This is a genomic window from Pseudomonas lactis (assembly GCF_001439845.1).
Lineage (GTDB): Bacteria > Pseudomonadota > Gammaproteobacteria > Pseudomonadales > Pseudomonadaceae > Aquipseudomonas > Aquipseudomonas lactis.
This window is the reverse complement of record NZ_JYLO01000014.1, coordinates 43,525-61,405: the sequence shown is the minus strand read 5'-3', so window position 1 is coordinate 61,405 and position 17,881 is coordinate 43,525. Positions and strand designations below refer to the sequence as shown.

Genomic DNA, 17,881 nt, shown 5'->3' with positions numbered 1-17,881 from the left:
ACAGTCAAGCCATCTTTGCGCTGTGCCGGTGAACAACCTTTTTCAGGAAATTAGCCCCATGTTCGAGCTGGATCATGCCCTGGCGCAGGAGATTGTCGATCGCACCATGGCGATCCTGCCGTATAACGTCAATGTCATGGACAGCCAGGGCTTGATCCTGGGCAGCGGTGAACCGGAGCGGATCAATACCCGTCACGAAGGGGCGCAACTGGTATTGGCCAATGGGCGGGTGGTGGAAATCGACGGGCAGACCGCCAAGCATCTCAAGGGTGTGCTACCAGGCATTAACCTGCCGCTGCTGCATGATCAACGCCTGATCGGCGTGCTGGGTATCACCGGCGAGCCGGATGGGCTGCGCACCTATGCCGAACTGGTGCGCATGACCGCTGAAATGCTGGTCAGCCAACGCCACCAGCAAGCCGAGCAACAATGGCGGCGCCAGCGTTGCGATGATCTGCTGGCCCTGCTGTTGGCCGACAGCGGCGACTCCCCACGCTTGGTGGACGAAGCCCAGCAACTGGGGCTCAAGCCACAACTGGCGCGCACGCCGTACCTGTTTGAACTGGGCCCCGGCCAAACGGCGGAGGCTTTGAGCGCCTGGCTCGCCAGCCGTTACCCGGACAGTTGGTGCGTCAGTTCTGCGCAGTTTTCCTTGCTGTGGTGCCGACCCGCCGCGGTGCAGGTCGATAATCCCCGCTTGTTGGAAAAGCTCGACGGCCTGGGCTGGAACGTCCTGCGCGTGGCCATCGGCGGGCAAGCGGAAGGTTTGGCGGGGCTGCGCCGCTGTTACCGCCGGGTCGGTGATCTGCTCGCTTATGGCCGCGATATCCTGCCGCAATCACGGCTGTTGACCCTCAACCGTTATCGCCTGCCGGTGATGCTGTGGCGTCATCGCAACGACGACGCCCTGGACGAACTGCTCAATCCGTTGCGCAAAGTGTTGGCCAAGGACAGCAACGGGCAACTGCTCGCCACGTTGCGCAGTTGGTGTGAACACGACGGGCAAAGCCAGGCGTGTGCCGACGCCTTGGGCATTCACCGCAACAGCCTGCGCTACCGCATGGAGCGAATCGCTGAACTCAGCGGCGTGGACCCGCTGACGCTCGATGGGATGCTTGCCTTGTACCTGGGCGTCCAATTGCTGCCCCAGAGCGAACGCTAAAATTCGCACGATGTTATTAGCTGTTCTCCCTGTCACGGCTTACGTTTTTCCAAGCTGGCAATGAACTCATCGAGGATGCGCTTGCTTTCGGCAGCTTCTTCGGCACTGGGCCCGCGAATGTTGGCCCAGGGGTACGGCTTGGGCGCGACCGAGCCGTAGCGGATGCGTACGGATTTGAGGATTGCGTCCCACACGGCCATGGCTTCGTAGTCGGTGAGGGAAGGGTTGACGGGTTCTGGTGACGCGGGTTGTTGCCAGAGAGGCAGTTCGTAGCCTTTGTTGGCGAATTGGGGAAGGGTCCAGCGCACTAGGTCTTCGGGTTCGTTGGGATCAACTGGCTCTCCTTTCATGCCACCCGCCGACAAACGGATGCTCATGCCAGGCCGAGCCAGCGAAGGATTGTCCCGGTAGTTTTCGCTCACAAAGAGTATTTGACGGTGAGTGTCATCGCTGAAGCCGATCAGGGACTCTTCGGCTTGCATGCCGGCCAACGTAATTTTCCTTGCCCGCAAATTTTCGTAATCCCCTGCGAGAAAAATTTGCCCGTCTTTGGGAGTGCGCACGTGCAAGCGTTCTTCATCATCAGGCGACAAAGCGTTGATATAGATACTCAGCGAGACATCTGAGGCTGGTGGGCTAAAGTCGAAACTAGCGATCTCCTGATCGTGATGACTGCGAATGACAATGGAGTCCAGTGCAAAGCCTGCGCCTGCGGTTTCAGGGGTGACTTTGAAGATCTCTTTTGAAAGTTTTAACAGACGATCTTCAACAGGGGCGGTATTACCATTGAAGGAGTCAGCGCGGACCATGACGTAAACGTCACCAATCAACAGATGGGACTCATGCACGAACCAGTCTGCAATTTCAACGCTCTCGTAGTACTGCAATAACCTATGTTGTGCCGTTACGACTTTCGCCGATACCAGCATCGACACATCGGAATGATTGTAGTTTTTTACGGAAGCAATCCGACTCGCTCGCTCGTACACAGCCGCATCAAACCGCTCTCGCGTCACTCCCTCTCCTAACACCCGCACTTCAACGGATGCATGATCGGCCCCCAGCCCGTAGTACAACTTCACATCCCCGCCCCCCGTCCAGCTGGCGGGCAAATCTATCAGCCCACGGCCCAGCGCCCAGGTGCGCATGTTGCTGGTCAATTCGTGCACGGTTTGTTTCTCCTGTTCACTGGGTTGTTTGAAGGTGGTGCACCCTGCAAGCGATCCAAGCAGCAGGCATGTAAAAAAAACGGTCAGCCTGCGCATAGAGGCCTCTTGGCTTTCGCCGCGATCTTGATCAGGGAGTAGAGGGTGAATTGTTGGGTGAGCGGGTTGGCGTAGGAGGCTTCATGATCGAACCCTGGGGACTGCACTTGCTGGCGGACAGAACCCTGGCGGACCTGCCTGATCGGCGCGCGGCCGGAGCTCACCGGTACGGTGCCGTCGCCAGCGCCGTCCTGCATACGGCAATGCAGTTCCCAATAGCTGGTCTGCACGGTCTTCACTGGTGCATTGGGGTCACCCCGCGGGGGCATTACGCTTTCGGCTTGCCCGCCTACGTACAACGGGCTTCGCCCGTCGTCACGCACCTCATGCATTTGCAGGCTGGACACCGTGAAAGCATCCGGGCTTGAGGCATAAGGGCCATTGAGGCGAGACCCGCGACGCATTTCCCAGGTGATGGATTCGAAACTGGGGTGCTTATCGTCGTTGCCGTAGTAAACATAGGTTTGCGGGTGGTAGGAGCCAGCGATTTTCTGATGGAACCGCTTCGCTTCCGACATGTTTTCCTCAAAATCTTCCCACGTAATCGGATCCCCATCCTTCGGTGCCAACCACTCTTCACGCAACAATCCCCACCAGCGGTCACGGCGTAGATAAATCTCTTCGTAAGGATCCTTTACCGGTTGACGCGGCATAGCCGGGGCTCCACGTTCGTCAATCAGCCGCAGCCAGCCCGGGGCGTAATCCTGGGTGGGCAGCAATTGCAAGGCACCGGGTGCCTGCGCGAATACAGCGGTGACCTCCTGACCGGTGGGGCCAATGACCGCGCCGGCAATGGGATCTTCGTCGCGCATGCCGACCTTGCATCGACGGTAAGCGACCGGCGCCCCGATGGCGGGCATCACGCCGTGCACGACGCCGGCAATTTTGTCGGCCATACCCGGTAGCTGCCCGCATCGACGTGCCACCAGCCCGCCCATGGAGTGGGTAACCAGAATCACCTGTTGGCAGTTGCGACCGTACTGCTGCATGAGTTCATCAATACGCACAGCCAGCCTTGAAGCGGCCTCCTCGTTGGAGTCCAGCCAGTTGTAACCACAGGCATGCACCGGCATACGGTAGCCACCACGCGCCGCCAACTCGTCCGAAATAATCGACGGCAACTGCGCCGCCAGGTTAGCGCCCAACCCGGGCATGGCGATGGGCATTTCAGGTTTCAACTCGGTGACTTGAACTGGGCCGGGCTCGACACTGCGGGTGTGCAGATGCTCAGGCCGAATGTCGAATTGCGGCCATTTGTGCGGCATGAATTCGCTGTTAAGGGTGTCTTCAAGCCACAGAAGAAACGCGTGGTAGCTGGTTTCGCTGACTTCGCCCCATCCGCGCTCTTCGTAGCGCTTGGTCAGAGCCAGGATGGTTTTTTTCCTGTCCGGTTCTGGCGGCACTATGACCGTGCCGACAGAGCGCTCCGGCACCGCGCCTTTGTTATCAACCTCTACCCTGGCGGGGTGCAACAGTTGCTGTCGTATACCCGCCTTTTTGTTTATCCAGTTCAGGGCCAACCACATATTCTTACCCATGAACCCCGCATCCAACCGCCAGACGGGAGCCGCCTTATTCTTTCCCTTTCCTTTCTCCGGTTTGCTCTTCAAATTCGACCCCATAATCCCCGGCACAAAAATCACCGGCAGCACCCCGTCCGGCGGCAATATGCAGTGCACCGGGTCGGTGATATGGCTGGGCGTGAGGGTCCAGGTATGCACAGGGTTGCCCCGGGCGTTATAAGAGAGCGGCGCTATGCGTGGCATTTGAGAGGTATCGGCCATGAAATTCTCCCTGAATCGAGGGCGCTGCTGCCGTTCGGCGTGGAGCCCCCCGGATTGATATTGTCTGGAATCTTCTGGGCCACACTCTATTAGCGTGAAATAGCGAGCCTCAAGGGAGCGTGCGCATTAAAGAGGCGTCCTACACTGCTGAAAGTCGTTGCTGACAGATAGATCAAACAAGCCGGCCCGTAGGTTTGGCGTTTATTCATCGCGGCGTGTCACTTTGTAGGAATGAACAACAAAACCCCATCCACACTTGTGCATCGGCCCCGCGTCATTCCCCCAGCCAACTGGCAGCATGGGCGTTATAAAAACCGGAGAAAGCCCATGAAAATCGTGATCGCCCCCGACTCGTTCAAAGACAGCCTGAGTGCCGCAGGCGTCGCCCAGGCGATTGCCGGTGGGTGGGCCCAGGTCTGGCCGGATGCGCACGTGCTTCAATGCCCGATGGCTGATGGCGGGGAAGGAACGGTGGATGCGGTGCTCGCGGCGTGTAAGGGTGAGCTGCGCAGGCAAACGGTCCGAGGCCCGCTGGGCGACAGCGTCGAGGCGCGTTGGGGCTGGCTGGCCGACAGCCATACCGCAATGATCGAGATGGCCGAGGCCAGCGGCTTGCAACTCGTTGCGCCGGGGCAGCGCGACGCATGCTCCAGTACCACCTATGGCACCGGCGAGTTGATCCGCGCCGCGCTGGATGCCGGGGCGCAGCGCATCATCCTGGCGATTGGCGGCAGTGCTACCAACGATGGCGGAGCGGGGGCGATGCAGGCCCTTGGCGTGCAGCTCTTGGATAGCGAACGCCAGCCACTGCCGGCGGGTGGGTTGGCGTTGGCACGTCTGGCCCATATCAGCCTTGAACAACTCGACCCGCGACTGGCGCAGGTGCGTTTTGAAATCGCCGCCGACGTCAACAGTCCCCTGTGCGGCCCTCACGGTGCCTCGTCGATTTTTGGCCCGCAAAAAGGCGCGAACCCCGAGCAAGTGGCACAACTGGACGCTGCCCTTGGCCACTTCGCCGACCATTGCGCCCAGGTGCTGCGCCGGGATGTGCGCGACGAGCCCGGTAGCGGCGCCGCCGGTGGTCTGGGCTTTGCCGCCAAGGCGTTCCTCGCTGCCCAGTTTCGTCCGGGGGTCGAGGTGGTCGCTGAATTGGTTAGCCTGGATGAAGCGGTGCGTGGCGCCGATCTGGTCATCACCGGCGAAGGCCGCTTCGACGCCCAGACCCTGCGTGGCAAAACCCCGTTTGGCGTGGCGCGCATTGCCCAGCGACATGGCGTGCCGGTGATCGTGATCGCGGGCACCTTGGGCGACGGCTACGAGCAGATGTACGCTCATGGCGTGGACGCAGCGTTCGCCTTGCCGTCGGGGCCGATGTCACTTGAGCAGGCCTGCCACGAGGCCCCGCGTCTGTTACGCGAGCGGGCCTCGGACATTGCGCGGGTATGGCGCCTGGCAGCTACTCGCTGACCCCGTGCGCCAATCGTTCCACCCACTGCTCTTGAAACCCCTGCAGCGCCGCACCCGGCTGCTGCAAGTGCACAAGCTCAAGCATCGGGTCCTGCACCGCCGTGCGCACGCCGCTCAATTCCTCCAGGGTCGCCAAGCCGCAGAACGGCACATAGGCTTCGCTATAGCCACCCTCGTGCACCAGCACCAGGCGGCCCTGGCACAAACGTTCGGCGGCCAGGCGCAGGGCGCGGGTCATTAACCGGAACGATTCGCTGTGCAGCAACATGCGCGCTAGCGGGTCGACGGCGTTAGCGTCATAACCGCAGGCAACGATGATCAACTCCGGTTCGAAGCGCTCAAGGGCGGGCAGCACGATGCGCTCCATGGCCTGTAGGTAGGTGGCGTGACCACTGCCTGGCGGCAACGGGATATTGATGTTGGCGCCCAGGCCGGCGCCCCGGCCGCGATCCTGCTCGCCGCTGTAACCGGGCGGGTAGCAGCCGTCCTGGTGCAGGGAAATCGTCAACACATCGGCCCGTTCTTCGAAGATCGACTGCGTGCCGTTGCCGTGGTGCACATCCCAGTCGATCACGGCGACTTTGCCCAGCCCGTGGCGCGCCTTGGCGGCCTCGATGGCAATGGCGATATTGGCGAGAAAGCAAAAGCCCATGGCGCTGTCTGCCAGGCAGTGATGCCCCGGTGGCCGCGACAGCGAATAGGCGTTGTGCGCCTGGCCCTTGAGCACCGCGTCCACGGCGGCCAGGGTCAAACCGGCGGACAGTTGCGCGATCTCATAGCTGCCAGGCCCTATTGGTGCCTGGGGGCCAAGCTCACCGCCGCCGGCATCGCTCAAGGCTTTGAAACGTTGCAGGTAAGCACGGCTGTGGACGCGCAGCAGGTCCTCTTCACTGGCGGGCGGCGCGCTATGCAGGTGCAGGTGGCGGCTGAGTCCGGAGACATCCAACAGGCTTTTCAAGCGCCGCTTGGTCTCCGGTGACTCGGCATGCCCGCTGCCGGCCGGCGGCTGCACCCAGCCGCCCACGGGCAGGGTCAGCGCATGGGCGCCGGCGCTGTGCCACAGGCTCATTTCGTCGAAAAAAAATGCGGTGGTTAGGTTCATACCAGTTCCAATTCAGTGGAGGAGTGGGGACGGCTGGCGACGATCATCACCAGGGACAGCAAGGTGATAGCGGCTGCACCGAGCAGCAACAGGCTGAACCCGCCGCTGGCTTCGATCAGGCGGCCGGCGAGCGCCGGGCCGATGGCCAGGCCGCCACCGATGACCAAGTTGGAGGCGTTCATCAGCTTGCCGCTGTGATCGAGGTCGGCCAGGCAGGCCAGGATCAGCGGCAGGATGAAGGTCCAGGTAAATTTGAACAGCAGCGCGGCCAGGGCGAATCGCAGCAAGGCGGGCTGGCCGAGCAACAGGAGCACCGCTGTTGCCATTAACGTGTAGCCCAGCAACAACAGCGCACCACGCGGCAGACGAGCGCCGATCAGTGAGGCGCTCGCAGCGCCAGCAATACCCATTACGGTGGCGATGGCGAGAATCTCGCCGCTGTGCTGCGCAGAAATCCCGGCACTGGCGCCCAAGGCACCGATAAAGGTCCATACGCCCCCCAGGCTGATGTAAAAGGCGAGGACCGCGCCAACCCCCAGGGCGGCTTTCCAGCGTGAACCGGGCAAGACCGGGGCGCGGCTGGCGGGCAACGCAGGGCTACCGGCAGGAAAGGCCCGCGCCAATGGCAGCAGCAGGGTCATCAACCCTGCCAGGATCAGGTAGCAGGCATTCAAGCCAAACCGTTCGAACAAACCAGGCAGCACCACCAGGCCGACGGCACCGACGATCAACTGCCCCATAACCCACAAACCATAGACTCGGCTGGGATTGGCGGTGGTGGCGGCACTGGCCAGGCAGAGGATCATCAACGAACCGCCGGCCAGGGCGCTGGCACCGCGCAACACCAGCAGCACGGCGTAGGTGTCGGCGAGCATTGACAGCAGGTTAGCGGCAATGAACAACAGCGCGGCGACCCGGGCGGCGGTGCGCCAGTCAACCCGCTTGAGCCACCACCAGGCGGGCAAGGTTGCCAGGCTCATCGCGCCAAGCTCCACGGAAAACAAGTCACCAATACGCGCCGGGCTCAGTTGCCACTGGCTGGCTAACTGCGCGGCCACGGCCGGAGCGGTCATCAGGATGGTCGGGGTGATGGCGGCAAACAGCACGATCGCCGCCAGCCGTGCCGTTGTCGCAGCGGTGGAAATGGGCATTTTCAAGCTCCAGGGAAAGGGGGGTCAGAACACATGCACCAGGCGTAACAACGCCTCGGTGCCGGCGTAGCCATTGGAAGCCGCAACGTTTTGCGAAAGGCTGACCATCAGTTGGTTCTGCCGGTCGAGCCAATGCCCGAATTCGAAGCCGACTTGGGTATAGCGCTTGTGGGTGTCGTCGAGGCTTCGGTTGTTCAGACGCAGGGCGCCACCGTCGGCGTGGATCAGGCGCAGTGCGCCGGAAGTGGCGGCGCTGAAGTCATAGGAGGCGAAGGCCTGCAGGCGATACAGCGGGGCTTGCTTGAGTTCGCTGCCAAAGTAATCGTTGTTGCGGCCATAGAGCTGGGCTTCCAGGTTGGCTTCCAGTACCCATTTTTCGCCGATGCCGTGGGTGTAGTTGTAGACAAAGGTGGCGCCCCAGCGATTGGCGCCGGGGGACACGTCCGGGTTTTGGCTGTGATATTCACCCACCGGCACGGTGATCAGGCTCAACAAGCCGCTGTAAGTGCGCGAGGCCGGGTCGTTGACGAAAAACAGCGTGCCGCCCACCTGTGGGTCGCCCAGGCCGCGCTCGCGGCTGCGCTGATTGGCGCCGGGCAGGCGTGCGTTGATGTCGGCAAAGGGCAGGATGAATTGTGGCGTGCACAACGTGCCGCAGGCGTCGGTGAAATACACCTGGCGGTAAGCCACGGCGTTGACCCGCAGGTCGGCCTTGCCGGTGCTGTCGGCGGGGCCATGGAAATCCCCGGCGCGTGTGGCGGGCAGGTACAACACACCCAGGCTGGTACCCGGTGGGGCGGCGAAAAAGTCGCGGGCGTTGAGGTCGGCCGCCTGGCTGTCGACGCTGAGCAGGGTGGCGAACAGCACTGTCAGGTTACGTAAGCATGTGGAAGTCATGAAGAAGCGTCTCGTGTGAGAAGGCCGAAAAAAGGGCAACAGCAGCCCGTGACCGTTGAAAAACGACCGTGGTAAACCGTGGGAGAAACGGGCAGGGTCAGTCGGGCGGGGCGTGCACCAGGTGCGCTATGCGTGCCTTGTCCTTGACGCCGAGCTTGGTATAGATGGCGCGAATATGGTGGCGCACGGTATTGGGCGAGAGGCCAAGGTCGCGGGCCACTTCCTTGTAGGTCTTGCCCTCGCCAAAGCCTTGGGCAACATCGTTTTCCCGTGGGCTGAGCTGGGGCAGGGCGCGGTTGATGCGTGCGGCCAACAGCAACTGGTCGCCCACTGGGGACGCCTGGATATGGATATGCTTGCCGTCATGGCCGCGTTCATCCAGAGGCACCGGCAGGGTGGGGCCGCGCCATTGCGGCCATTCGCTGAGCAGCAGGTCGACAAACCCTCGCTCGGCACATTGCAACACTCCCCGTGGGTCGCACACCGCCAGCGCGAGGTTGCGCGGGCTGGTCAGGGTTTCCCGCATCGCCACCAAGGTGCGGATCTGGTTTGCCGAGACCGCTGCCACCAGGTGCAGCATCAAGTTATTAATCATCTGGCAATCCTGCACGTTGAACTTGGGTGCAGCGGGTTGGCGGTAGAGTGTCAGGTGGTGGCTGAGGTGGGTTTGCGGGTCGATATGGATCACACACAGCAGTTCACCCAAGCCGTGGCGTTGCCCCAGCCAGTTCAAGGCGCTGCCGTTGGCGGAGTCGCGCATATCGATGATCACCGCCTCGCCGGGCGACGCATGCACCCGCGCAACGGTTACGTCCAGATGGCGGATCGACTGCCAGTCCGCCAGATAGTCGGGGGGCAACTGGTAGAGGTAGCTGTTGTGCTCGTGCGGTAAACCGTTGATAACCGCCGAGCGCCCCCACCAGGCGCTGTCGAAGGCCAGCAATTGGCTAAGGCGCGCCAGGGCATGGTGTTGAAAGTGTTCGATGTCCTGGTGTTGGGCCAGGCGTTGCAGGTCCAGGGTCAGAGTGCTGAAAGCCTGTAACAGGCTCGCGGGATCGAGACGGTTCATGGGTGTTCCTCTGTGGGACTTTTTTTGTTGTTCTCGTCACAGGGTGAAGGCCAAAGCGTCGGGTTGACGGGGCAGGGCCTGGGCTGAGTATCGGCGTTGCGCGCAAGGATCGCTATCGTTCAGATGCAGGATGGTGCTGGTTGGCCGGTGGGAAAACTCCGGCTCGTCAGGTGGGCGACTTAGCCTCTACACTGGCCGGCCACCTGTCTTTCATAGGATGAAATGCAATGCACGTGCCTGAACCGTCTATCGTGATTCAGGGGGTATGGGCGTGGCGCCCGCGTGGCAGGGAAAGGGCGTCGGTTCGCGGCTGTTGGCGGCCGCGCTGGAGGTGGCCGACAACTGGATGAACCTGCGCCGTGTGGAACTGACGGTCTACGCCGACAACGAAGCTGCGCACAACCTGTACCGCAAGTTCGGCTTCGAAGTGGAAGGGCGATTACGTGACTATGCCCTGCGTGATGGTGTGTTTGTCTACACCTTCAGCATGGCGCGCCTGCGCACATCGGCTTGATCCTGTAAGCATAGGGCTCTATACAACTTCGATGAAAGCGGTGTGTCAGTTACTGAGTCTTTGCCTGAACCACCGCCTTCGCAGGCAAGCCAGCTCCCACACTGGTCATGCATTGCCCACAAAATCAGCGTTTGGCACAGATTCCCTGTGGGAGCGGGCTTGCTCGCGAAGAAGACCTGACAGCCAACCAGGATATTGGGTTCAGGTAGCGGCTAAAAAGTTGTGGCGATACCTGTGCCCTGTAAGGCAAACCCGACCGCGGCCTGCGCATGCAGCGCGGTGGTGTCCAGCAGTGGCAGGGCGCTGTGTTCGGGCTGGATCAGCAGGCAAATTTCCGTGCAGCCGAGAATAATCGCCTGAGCGCCGCGTGCCGCGAGTGTCTGGATCACCCGCTGATACACCTGGCGCGAGGCGTCACTGATGACGCCCACGCACAACTCTTCATAGATGATTCGGTGCACCGCCTTGCGTTCATCCGCGTCTGGCACCAGCACGGTGAGCCCCTGGGCGGCGAGGCGCGATTTAAGGAAATCCTGCTCCATGGTGAACGCGGTACCCAGCAAGCCTACCGTCAAGGTCCCAGCCTCCAGAGCCGCCGTCGCCGTGGCATCAGCAATATGCAGGAAGGGAATCGACACCGCCGCCTCAATGCGAGGTGCCACTAAATGCATGGTGTTGGTACACAGCACCACACAATCAGCACCCCCGGCCTGCAAGCGTCGCGCGGCATCTTCCAAGATCAGCGCGGCATCGTCCCAACGCCCGGCATGCTGGGCCTGTTCCACCGGGCCGAAATCCACGCTGTACATCAACACTTGCGCCGACCGCAGCGGGCCGAGCTGATCGCGCACGCGCTGGTTGATGAGACGGTAATACTCGGCGCTGGACTCCCAGCTCATGCCGCCGATAAGGCCGATGGTGCGCATGTGATGCTCCGGACAAAAAGTGTGGCTTCACCTTACCCATTCAAGGCGGATGAGTCATACGCAGTTGCCAGCCAATTCACCGGAGCAGTTCAAATCTGAGTGATGCCCCATGTTAAATAAGGTGCAATGTCCTAACATTGGCTATACCTACCACTCGTTCTCACGATGATGGTCGCCAGGGAGTTCACTAATGAAGCTAAGGCTAATGATCGGCACACTATGCGTCGCCTCGCTCGGTATGGCTGGTTGCGCCAGCAAGGTGGTGCAGCCGGATGAGTATTCAGGGTTTCTTTCCAACTACAGCCAACTCAAGGAAGCCAAGTCACCGTCGGGGGCCGAGGTGATGCGCTGGGTCGATCCACAGCTGGACCTGAGCCGCTACACGGCGGTGTACATCGAGCCCACCCAGTTCTACCCCAAGCCCCAGGCCACCTCCCGGATTCCCGAGAGTACGCTGCGCGGCATCAACGACTATTACAACCAGGCGCTCAAGCGCGAGCTGGCCCAGTCACTGCCCGTGGCCAATGCCCCAGGCCCTGGAGTGATCGTGGTAAGAGCGGCGATTACCGCGGTGAGCAGCAAGACCGAAAGCCTCAAGCCTTATGAATTTATTCCCGTCGCCCTGGTGGCCGCGGCAGTGAGCACCGGCACCGGCATTCGCGATCAGGAAACCACCCTGGGCACCGAGGCGCAGTTTCTCGATGGCAGCACTCATAAAGTGCTGGCCCAAGTGGTGCGCAAAGGCACCGGCAAGCCGCTGGCCAATGATTCTCAGGTCATGAAGGCCGACGATGTGAAAAGCGTCATTGACGGTTGGGCGTCGGACCTGCACCAGTCTTACGTGAAACTGAAAAAACACTGAGTCAAAAAAAGCGCGGCGGGTAATCACCCGCCGCGCTTTTTTTATTCGCCGAAATTATTTAAGCGGCGTCAACGCTGGCAGCTTCCACTGGCCGCTAGCGACTTCAGGCTTGGGCAGGTAAATGCGCAATACCGCGTAGAACGGGCCGGGCGGGGCTGGCAACCAGTTGCTCTGCTCAGCCTTGGGCGGTTCGTGGTGTTGCAATGCCAGGGTCAGGCCACCGTCGGCGTCGAGCTTGAGGCTCGGCAACATCTGCGAGTTGATCAGGTAGCGCTTCTTGTGGTTTGGCACCAGCAGTCTGGTCTTGGCGTCGTACATCGTCAGCGACCAGAACGCATCAGCCGGCGGCAACTGGTCCTTGGCAAAATGCACGGTGTAGCTGTGGCGTGCACCATTGGCCGGCTTGCCCTCGCTGTCGATGACGTAGCTCAAGTGCGCGGCTTCATCACTGGAGTTGCCGAACATCCCCAGCTCGGCACCGGCGTAGCGGTACAGGTAGTTGTTTTGCAGGTGGTCGCGGCTGCCGTACAGGTCTGCGCTGGTCACTTGGTGGGTGTCGACCTTGGCCTTCTTGAACGCGGCGAATTCGGCGCGGCCATCGGTGATGCCGTCTTCCAGGGCCTTGCGCTGCTCGGCGGTCAACTGGTTCACCTTGAACGGCGCGCCTGGGGCGATACCGATCTTGGCAAAGCGCGCCAGCAGGTCTTTTTCGCTGTCCTGTGGCGCGGCGAAGGCCAGCATGAAGTTCAGGTAGCGAAACAGCTGCGGGCCTTCGGTCATGGTTGCCATCGGCTTGGGCCATTGGATCTTCGGCACGTTGGGGGGGGCCGGTTGTTTCACATAGCTACTCAGCGCCTGCACCTTGTAGCCGTTCTGGATCTGCTTGACCTTGCCCAGGTCTTTGTCATCAAACAGCTGCGTGCGGTACAGAGCGTAGGCGATGTTGCTTTCGCTGTAGATCACACGGTCGATGTCCACCGGCTGCTGACCTTTCCAGTCTGGCCCGGCAATCATGTAGTGGCCGCCGTTATTGCCAGTACTGCGGGTGCCCAGGTAGGCGAAATTCTGCGTATAGAGGTCGATCAACTGCACCGAGTAGTAGCGGTTGTCTTCGACCTTGGGCAGCGTCAGCACCAGCGGTTCTTTACGCAGGTCCATCCACACGAACGAGTAGGGCGTGTCGACGTTAGGGGTAGTAACTGCATTGTCCTTGGGAGTGAGCACCTGGGCGCTGTTGTCGATACGGTTGAACGGCGCCTTGAAGTGGGCGCCGCCTTTATCAACGGCCTGGGTGTAGAGCGTCTTGTACATCTGCACCACGGGGAAGCCGTACAGGTAGGCTTCCTTGGCGATGGCCCGGGCTTCGCTGGGGCTTGCGGTGAAGTCAGCCCAGGCGCCGGAGCTCATGAAAATCGAGAGGCTCGCCAACAGCAGGCGCGTCGGTTTTCCAATCATGTTGTTGCGTCCTTCCTGAGTGCTATCTGAGAGCGTGGCGTGAAGGCGCTGAGTTTCCTGTTTTATTGGCCGGTCGTCACGTTAATCTCTGCAAAGGACGATAGGGAAGGGGCGTTAGAGCATGGATTTGACTTTGTCACGCAATTGATCAATCGAGAACGGCTTGGCAATCACCTGCATGCCGGCAGGCACGTCAATGTTTTCGGCATAGCCGCTAGCAAACAGAATCGGCAGGGTAGCGCGCAGTTCGCGCACTTTGGTTGCCAGTTGTTTGCCGTCCATATCGGGCAGGCCGACGTCGGTCATCATCAGGTCGATGACCTGGGCGGTATCTTGCACCACCGTCAATGCTTCCCCAGCATCAGCGGCTTCGAGCACCTGGAACTCCAACTCTTCGAGGACATCGACGATCAGCATGCGCACGATAGCGTCGTCTTCGACTACAAGGATGGTGGAGGCGGCGGGCATAAGGGATATTCCTGAAAAATGGAGAGCGTACGGGGCTATGGGATTGACTGACTGCTTACTAGTGAGTGTTGCGCTTCCTGGCTAGTTCCCACAAAAGGTGCCTATTGTGATCATTGTGCGGGATAAAGTCTCACGCGCGGGCGAAACCCTATGAGCGTTTGCTGAAACACAAGCGCGCCAACATTCATTGGCGCGCTATGATGCCTTTACAGTGCGGCGTCCAACAACTCTTTGTAAACGTCGTTCACCGTGTCCATATCGCTGGCGGCAAATTCACTGGTTTCAAAGAATTTATCGCCCTTATCCGTGACGTACGGGTTCATATTCTTTCCATGTCGGCCACTGTTGAGCACTTTTTCCATGCCCTCCTGCATTGCCTGCAAGGTTGTGAATTTGACCAGCGCGCCATCGGGGTCGTAGAAAAACCAGCTTGTGCTGCTACCTTCGACCTTTATCCCAGCTACCATTGCATGGTCCGCAGTTACGATTCTTATGGTTTTCGAGGTGGGGGAGTTGGTCAGTTCGTCGATGATCTCCAAGTGATTTTGCTGCTTGAAAGATTTACCCATGTGAACAGCCGACCGGTCCCCAACGATCATCTGGAAGTTATGCAGCTCTTGGATAAATTCAGCCGCTTGTATGTCCCCCGGATTCATCGCTGCGCGTTTGATATTTTTTATCAGCTCGTCTTCTTTACCGAGCATGATCGCCAAGGCCATGAGGTTGGAAAAACCTGCGCAATGGCCCGTGGATGTTATGTCAGTACGCGCCAGATAATCGATCTGCGACACATCGGTGAAAATCACACCAGGAGCACTCACATCATGTTTTAGGTTCGATACGACCAGTTTGGCCTCCTCGATTCTCAGCGCTTTGATTTCCCTCACCAGCGTGCCCATTTGTTCAGGGGCCAAGTGATTATTTAACGCAATATTGACTAAATCTTCGGAAGACATATGGACATGAAAGCCTGGCAGGTCAAAAGGAGAGCCTTGAGTTAGACCTCGTTGATAAGCGGCAGCATTCGTTGGCGATTGGGAGAGGTTCAGAAGATGCCGAAAAGCAGCGTTATTAGAGCCTGTGGCGCGGACTATCATTGACGACGCGCCCACGCGCGAAAAATTTTTGATCGGCGCCCCAAATACGTTTTTCTTGATCGGGTCATAGTGATACCACCGATTATTTTTGAATACGGCGACCGTCTGCAAGCTGACGTTTCCAGAGGGATAAGTACCAATCACTGCGGTCCCGTGTCCCTTGCCCGCTGCCTTGAGCACATCGTAACTGCCGGTAGCACCGCGAATTGCATTCGCCGCCTTGGTGGCTTTGTTTCGAAGAAACTGAAGGCCCTTACCAGCCAGCCGCGCCCCCCCGATAGCCGCATCACCCAACCCACCCAACGGGTTAAGTGCGCTGAAAGTCGCCATGCCGATGACCTTGGCCGCGCGCGCCCCTTTGCTGACGGCGGAGGCCGTGGTGCCGGCAATCTTGATCATTTTCCCGGCAGTGGACATCCCTGCGGTCACGAACCCGAACAGGTCCATGTCCAAGTGACTCAGACCCTCGAAGACTTTGCCCTTGCGAAAACAATTGATAGCCGAATAAAACGGCACCAGTTCTAAAATGAAGTTGCTGATCGCATTGGCCCGTTTCTCATTCTTATCGTGGTAAGTGAGGCCCCGTGCCTGCTCCAGGATGGCCTCATCATCAAAATTGGTATGTTCCACAAACGCATCTGCGATGAGTTGACTACGAGCGCCATTGAAGCTGTCAGGTACGGCTTTGTCCGTCGGGGGCTGTTCCTTGCGAAGCGAGCTGCCACCTTTTGAAGGACTGAAGGCTATGGTTTCGCATTTTACGTTGCCATTTTTTGTCGTCTTGGGCTCCGCTCTATTGGGGAGAAAGCTTCGAATCGACCCCTCTTTGAAGCTGATTTCATAATCAGTCGCCTTGCCACCGCGTTCTACGCGTACTAACAACGGTTCTTCTTTGGGGTGAAGCGTGTTACCCCAGATCGGAATGAGTTCTGTGCTCAGGGTCGTGGATTGATTATAAAAAAATGAAAGTTTGCCTAATTCGAAATTCTTTCTATCTTCCAGCGGCAGTTGGGAGATCAAGTGCCTTATGGCAGTGTTCATCGCGACTTTTTTTTCATTGATGGCGGCCTTGAATTCCTGGTTGAACGACTCAAGCACGCCAAACGTGGAGATGGCATTCAACTTATCCAAAGGAATACGCGAATCACTGCTGCTGTAGCGAACCGGCCCTTTCAAGTCCATCATCACGATGTCCCTGAGCGAGTGCGGCCCGACCGGGCCGGGTTCATAGAAGACATCTCCCCAGGGCCTGCGCTTCTGATACGACACGTGAATCAATCTTTTATCGTAGAGCGCTTCCAGGCCGGGAAAGCGCTCTTTGAGTACGGTGTCGGCTTTCAGCGCACGGGAGGGCAGTTCTTTTTCAAAAACTTGAGTCGCCGAGGTCATCGACGCCGTGCGCGCCTCGAATTCACTCAGCAGGGCAGCCAGTTCTTCAGCGCTGTAGAGGTGATCGGCTTTTTTGACTAGTACGCCCTGCACAACGCCCCAGTCGATCAGGGCTTCACGTTGCGCATCGTGAGTGACTGAGCGGTCGGCCAGGCCGGCGCTCTCGGCCTCGAGCATGACTTCTGCGAAGGTCATGCTCGCGACCCGGCCGGGAGTCTGGGCTTCAATTGTCGTTGCGGCAACGGCCAGGTTGACCCACGCCGGGCTTCCATAGGTCACGGTTGAGGGGATGTCCTTGATCAGGAATACCGGTGCGCGGGATGCCAGCAATAAATAAGCGGCGACGCCGGCCAGATCGGGGCTGGTCTTGCCGTTGGCTACCAAATGTTTGCCCAACGCTTGCACCACCTTGTCAGCGGTTTGGTTCCAGTGATCTTCGTGGGCCAGATCGAAGCCGGCTGTCAGGTTGCGATTGGCCTCAGTGATGGACTCGGGGTCCAGTTGCAGGGTCATGGCAGCCAGGAGGTGGTCCATGGCGCTGCTATCCGTGGCGACGTGCTGCATACCTTCCTGCAGGCTCTTGCCCAGTTGCTGCGCCGCGGGGGAACTGACCAGTGCGTTCAGGGTTTTGACCGGATCGCCCAAGACGTCGGGCGCCAGGGTGGTTTGCTCGCGTAAATACGCCAGCAACGAACCAGGGGTTTGCTTGACGGTTGGCTGATCCGGCGCGGTGGCGTAATTGAGAGCCAGGTTGTGCAAGCGCTGCTGGTCATCGGCACTCATCGGCACGGGCCAGCCCAATGCGCCCTCCAGGTTGCCCAGCGGATGGATTTGCGCACGGTCGAGCACCGCCACCGAGAGGCCAGATATGCCGAAGTGACTGTTGGGTAGCGGCAGCCCCAGGCTTTTTATAAAAGATTCAAGCGTGGTGCGAGCCCCCATCACGGCGCGAGCCGCTGAGTCCGGATGAACCTCCATCGAGGTGGCTTTGAGCGCTGCCAATACGTCATGGGCGGGCGCGTCCTTGCCCAAGCGCTCGGCGATCCCGACCAAGGCATCGCCGAGCGTGTTCAAATTCTGACGGTTGCCCAGTTGCTCGTTGAGATCAAGGTTGCTGACGTCGGGAGTGCCCGGGACTTCGGGAGATTGCGGGGGCGTGAGCGGCGTGTGTGGGAGTTTGATGATGGGGGGGGGCTTGGGTAAATGTGCAAGGATATCAGGCTGGAAACTGTGCAATATCTTCGTCATACAAAGTACCTGGTTCGCAAAGAGA

General features: G+C 59.7%; 13 protein-coding genes and 1 pseudogene. 4 read left to right on the top strand and 10 right to left on the bottom strand.

The window, feature by feature from the left end:
* Positions 1-58 precede the first annotated feature (58 nt).
* Positions 59-1,162, top strand: a complete 1,104-nt coding sequence (locus TX24_RS23470; RefSeq protein ID WP_057711317.1) for a sugar diacid recognition domain-containing protein — start codon at positions 59-61, stop codon at positions 1,160-1,162.
* Positions 1,163-1,194: 32 nt separating this feature from the next.
* On the opposite strand, the gene TX24_RS23465 is transcribed toward TX24_RS23470, so the two are convergent.
* Complete coding sequence (locus tag TX24_RS23465; protein ID WP_057711316.1) at positions 1,195-2,427, bottom strand: T6SS immunity protein Tli4 family protein; 1,233 nt, start codon at positions 2,425-2,427, stop codon at positions 1,195-1,197.
* Positions 2,415-4,211, bottom strand: coding sequence for an esterase/lipase family protein (locus TX24_RS23460; RefSeq protein WP_057711313.1), 1,797 nt, complete (start codon positions 4,209-4,211; stop codon positions 2,415-2,417). The genes TX24_RS23465 and TX24_RS23460 overlap by 13 nt, the downstream gene beginning before the upstream one ends.
* A 327-nt stretch (positions 4,212-4,538) precedes the next feature.
* Here TX24_RS23460 and TX24_RS23455 point away from each other — a divergent pair, with 327 nt between their 5' ends.
* A complete protein-coding gene (locus tag TX24_RS23455) occupies positions 4,539-5,678 on the top strand; it encodes a glycerate kinase (RefSeq protein ID WP_057711311.1) in 1,140 nt (379 codons plus the stop codon).
* Here the strand turns inward: TX24_RS23455 and TX24_RS23450 are convergent.
* The 4 genes from TX24_RS23450 to TX24_RS23435 all read right to left on the bottom strand — a co-directional run bounded on the left by TX24_RS23450 (position 5,668) and on the right by TX24_RS23435 (position 9,897).
* Positions 5,668-6,780, bottom strand: coding sequence for a class II histone deacetylase (locus tag TX24_RS23450; protein WP_034135018.1), 1,113 nt, complete (start codon positions 6,778-6,780; stop codon positions 5,668-5,670). The two genes, TX24_RS23455 and TX24_RS23450, sit on opposite strands and share 11 nt — an antisense overlap.
* On the bottom strand, positions 6,777-7,931 hold the full coding sequence (locus tag TX24_RS23445; RefSeq protein ID WP_034135017.1) for an MFS transporter: 1,155 nt from the start codon (positions 7,929-7,931) through the stop codon (positions 6,777-6,779). The genes TX24_RS23450 and TX24_RS23445 overlap by 4 nt, the downstream gene beginning before the upstream one ends.
* A 24-nt stretch (positions 7,932-7,955) precedes the next feature.
* Positions 7,956-8,828: a transporter gene (locus TX24_RS23440; RefSeq protein ID WP_034135016.1), complete on the bottom strand. Its 873-nt coding sequence runs from the start codon at positions 8,826-8,828 to the stop codon at positions 7,956-7,958.
* A gap of 97 nt (positions 8,829-8,925) precedes the next feature.
* On the bottom strand, positions 8,926-9,897 hold the full coding sequence (locus tag TX24_RS23435; protein ID WP_003191264.1) for a helix-turn-helix transcriptional regulator: 972 nt from the start codon (positions 9,895-9,897) through the stop codon (positions 8,926-8,928).
* Positions 9,898-10,159: 262 nt separating this feature from the next.
* Here TX24_RS23435 and TX24_RS23430 point away from each other — a divergent pair.
* Positions 10,160-10,411 (top strand): annotated as a pseudogene (locus TX24_RS23430) (GNAT family N-acetyltransferase); the annotation flags it as partial.
* A gap of 212 nt (positions 10,412-10,623) precedes the next feature.
* Here the strand turns inward: TX24_RS23430 and TX24_RS23425 are convergent.
* Positions 10,624-11,337: an aspartate/glutamate racemase family protein gene (locus TX24_RS23425; protein WP_057711310.1), complete on the bottom strand. Its 714-nt coding sequence runs from the start codon at positions 11,335-11,337 to the stop codon at positions 10,624-10,626.
* 190 nt (positions 11,338-11,527) lie between these two features.
* Here TX24_RS23425 and TX24_RS23420 point away from each other — a divergent pair, with 190 nt between their 5' ends.
* The gene (locus TX24_RS23420; protein WP_003191261.1) at positions 11,528-12,199 is read left to right on the top strand and encodes a DUF3313 domain-containing protein; all 672 of its coding nucleotides are present in this window, start codon (positions 11,528-11,530) and stop codon (positions 12,197-12,199) included.
* Positions 12,200-12,253: 54 nt separating this feature from the next.
* Here TX24_RS23420 and TX24_RS23415 read toward each other — a convergent pair whose 3' ends face one another.
* The 3 genes from TX24_RS23415 to TX24_RS23405 all read right to left on the bottom strand — a co-directional run bounded on the left by TX24_RS23415 (position 12,254) and on the right by TX24_RS23405 (position 17,856).
* Positions 12,254-13,654 (bottom strand): DUF1254 domain-containing protein, encoded by a 1,401-nt coding sequence (locus TX24_RS23415; protein ID WP_003191260.1) that lies wholly within the window; start codon positions 13,652-13,654, stop codon positions 12,254-12,256.
* A gap of 114 nt (positions 13,655-13,768) precedes the next feature.
* A complete protein-coding gene (locus tag TX24_RS23410; RefSeq protein ID WP_003191259.1) occupies positions 13,769-14,122 on the bottom strand; it encodes a response regulator in 354 nt (117 codons plus the stop codon).
* 206 nt (positions 14,123-14,328) lie between these two features.
* Positions 14,329-17,856 carry a hypothetical protein gene (locus tag TX24_RS23405; RefSeq protein ID WP_157255564.1) on the bottom strand — a complete coding sequence of 1,176 codons (3,528 nt, stop codon included), beginning with the start codon at positions 17,854-17,856 and terminating at the stop codon, positions 14,329-14,331.
* Between the last annotated feature and the right edge of the window lie 25 nt (positions 17,857-17,881).

What these genes read in the sequence shown, in the direction of transcription:
- TX24_RS23470 (WP_057711317.1), top strand. Translation starts at nt 59, where the DNA reads ATGTTCGAGCTGGATCATGCCCTGGCGCAGGAGATTGTCGATCGCACC.
- TX24_RS23465 (WP_057711316.1), bottom strand. Translation starts at nt 2,427, where the DNA reads ATGCGCAGGCTGACCGTTTTTTTTACATGCCTGCTGCTTGGATCGCTT.
- TX24_RS23460 (WP_057711313.1), bottom strand. Translation starts at nt 4,211, where the DNA reads ATGGCCGATACCTCTCAAATGCCACGCATAGCGCCGCTCTCTTATAAC.
- TX24_RS23455 (WP_057711311.1), top strand. Translation starts at nt 4,539, where the DNA reads ATGAAAATCGTGATCGCCCCCGACTCGTTCAAAGACAGCCTGAGTGCC.
- TX24_RS23450 (WP_034135018.1), bottom strand. Translation starts at nt 6,780, where the DNA reads ATGAACCTAACCACCGCATTTTTTTTCGACGAAATGAGCCTGTGGCAC.
- TX24_RS23445 (WP_034135017.1), bottom strand. Translation starts at nt 7,931, where the DNA reads ATGCCCATTTCCACCGCTGCGACAACGGCACGGCTGGCGGCGATCGTG.
- TX24_RS23440 (WP_034135016.1), bottom strand. Translation starts at nt 8,828, where the DNA reads ATGACTTCCACATGCTTACGTAACCTGACAGTGCTGTTCGCCACCCTG.
- TX24_RS23435 (WP_003191264.1), bottom strand. Translation starts at nt 9,897, where the DNA reads ATGAACCGTCTCGATCCCGCGAGCCTGTTACAGGCTTTCAGCACTCTG.
- TX24_RS23425 (WP_057711310.1), bottom strand. Translation starts at nt 11,337, where the DNA reads ATGCGCACCATCGGCCTTATCGGCGGCATGAGCTGGGAGTCCAGCGCC.
- TX24_RS23420 (WP_003191261.1), top strand. Translation starts at nt 11,528, where the DNA reads ATGAAGCTAAGGCTAATGATCGGCACACTATGCGTCGCCTCGCTCGGT.
- TX24_RS23415 (WP_003191260.1), bottom strand. Translation starts at nt 13,654, where the DNA reads ATGATTGGAAAACCGACGCGCCTGCTGTTGGCGAGCCTCTCGATTTTC.
- TX24_RS23410 (WP_003191259.1), bottom strand. Translation starts at nt 14,122, where the DNA reads ATGCCCGCCGCCTCCACCATCCTTGTAGTCGAAGACGACGCTATCGTG.
- TX24_RS23405 (WP_157255564.1), bottom strand. Translation starts at nt 17,856, where the DNA reads ATGACGAAGATATTGCACAGTTTCCAGCCTGATATCCTTGCACATTTA.